The 1,451-nt window shown below is 44.0% G+C and carries 1 protein-coding gene; it reads right to left on the bottom strand.

Annotation, left to right across the window (positions count from 1 at the left end):
• A partial coding sequence (locus B7723_RS00070) for an isopeptide-forming domain-containing fimbrial protein (protein WP_142358074.1) occupies positions 1-1,451 on the bottom strand: 1,451 nt, incomplete at both ends.

The following is a 1,451-nucleotide window of genomic DNA, read 5'->3' as shown; positions in this document are numbered from 1 at the left end:
TTCGAATCTTTGTGTAGCCCTGGTCTATTTGGAATGTTTGCATCATAAGAAGCCGTATTTGGAACAGTGAATCCACGATCTGTTAGATATGGAGTTAAATCAGCTCCCGCTTTAATCTTAGCAGTGAAGCTCAATTCAACAGCTTGACCGCCATTGGCTTTCACTTGTTCCTTTGTAAGGGTCAAGGTAATGGTTTGACCCTCTACCTTGATTTGACTGGCATCAAGAGCTTGACCATTCAAGATTGCACTTGCTGAACCTGCATAATCAAGAACAGACTCAAGTGTATCACTTACGCTGAAGGCTGTCGCATCTGTTGGGACACTTGTTTTCACGTTGTATGTGAAAATTTGATCACGATCAGCGAGTGTTTCTTCAGCTTTAGTATTGACATCTTTCTTGATCTCTGGCTCGTCTGGTGTCGGTGGCGTTACTGGGACTTCATTGGAGTCTTTCGTAAAGCCTGGTTTGTTTGGAAGATCAACCTTGTAAGCTGCCTTGTTCGGAACCTTGATTGACTTATCTTCTGTTACATAATCAGACAAGTTAGCTCCCGCTTTGATCTTAGCGTCGAAAGTTAATTCAACAGCTTGTCCAGCACTTGTTTTAGCTTGTTCTTCTGTAAGCGTCAAGGTAATGGTTTGTCCTTCTACCTTGATTTGGCTAGCGTCAAGAGCTTGACCATTCAATTTAGCACTTGAAGTTCCTGCGAATTCAAGAACGTCCACTAGGGTATCTGTGACTGAGAAGGCTGTCGCATCTTGCGCTACTGTTGTTTTCACATTGTATGTGAAGACTTCATCACGTTTTGCGAGAGTTTCAGCTTCTTTGCCATTCACATCTTTCTTGATTTCTGGCTCGTCTGGTGTTGGAGGTGTTACTGGGACTTCATTAGAGTCTTTCGTAAAGCCTGGTTTGTTTGGTAGATCTGCCTTGTAAGCTGCCTTGTTAGGAACTTTCACAGTCTTATCTTCTGATAGGTAAGCAGACAAGTTTGCGCCAGCTTTGATCTTCGCGTCGAATGTTAATTCAACAGCTTGACCGCCATTGGCTTTCACTTGTTCCTCGGTAAGGGTCAAGGTAATGGTTTGTCCTTCTACCTTGATTTGGCTTGCATCAAGAGCTTGACCATTCAATTTAGCACTTGAAGTTCCTGCGAATTCAAGAACGTCTACTAGTGTATCTGTGACTGAGAAGGCTGTCGCATCTTGCGCTACACTTGTTTTCACGTTATAGGTGAAGACTTGGTCGCGTTTGTCAAGAGTTTCAGCTTCTTTGCCATTCACATCTTTCTTGATTTCTGGCTCGTCTGGTGTTGGAGGTGTTACTGGGACTTCGTTCGAATCCTTGTGCACACCTGGTTTGTGTGGGAAGCTTGCGTCATAAGAAGCCTTATTCGGAATCTGTGTACGACCGTCTTCCTTCACATATGCGGACAAGTTAGCGCCAGC

Origin of the sequence: Streptococcus oralis subsp. oralis (genome assembly GCF_002096435.1) — a bacterium.
Taxonomy (GTDB): Bacteria; Bacillota; Bacilli; order Lactobacillales; family Streptococcaceae; genus Streptococcus; species Streptococcus oralis_AA.
This window is presented reverse-complemented; position numbering and strand designations above follow the sequence as displayed.